The sequence below is a fragment of the Paenibacillus sp. J23TS9 genome, assembly GCF_018403225.1.
In the GTDB taxonomy this organism is placed as follows: Bacteria; Bacillota; Bacilli; order Paenibacillales; family Paenibacillaceae; genus Paenibacillus_AQ.
In genome coordinates this window covers 1-301 of record NZ_BOSG01000033.1, presented here as the reverse complement: position 1 = coordinate 301, position 301 = coordinate 1, and the positions used below count along the sequence as shown (strand labels likewise).

The 301-nt window shown below is 44.9% G+C and carries 1 rRNA gene; it reads left to right on the top strand.

Annotated features, from left to right (window positions below):
- Nucleotides 1–92 (top strand): 23S ribosomal RNA (locus tag KJS65_RS29575); the annotation flags it as partial.
- Nucleotides 93–301: the final 209 nt, after the last annotated feature.

The window sequence follows — 301 nt, the reverse complement described above, 5'->3', positions numbered from 1 at the left end:
ACCCCTTGAAGACGACGAGGTAGATAGGTTGGAGGTGGAAGTGCAGCAATGCATGGAGCTGACCAATACTAATCGGTCGAGGGCTTATCCTAAAAAGTTTACCGTAGGGAAACTTGCTTCGGAAGCGATACGCTTTGCAACGGAGTGAGGCTACGGAGACCATTTCTAAACACGCAAATTCGTTTCGTATCTAGTTTTCAGGTGATCAAACATCTGGACTGATTTTTAAGCTGCATGTTTAGTCTTCCGACTGATCTTTTCTCGCAGCGATTTCGAGAAGCTTAGGCTTCGAAAAATCATT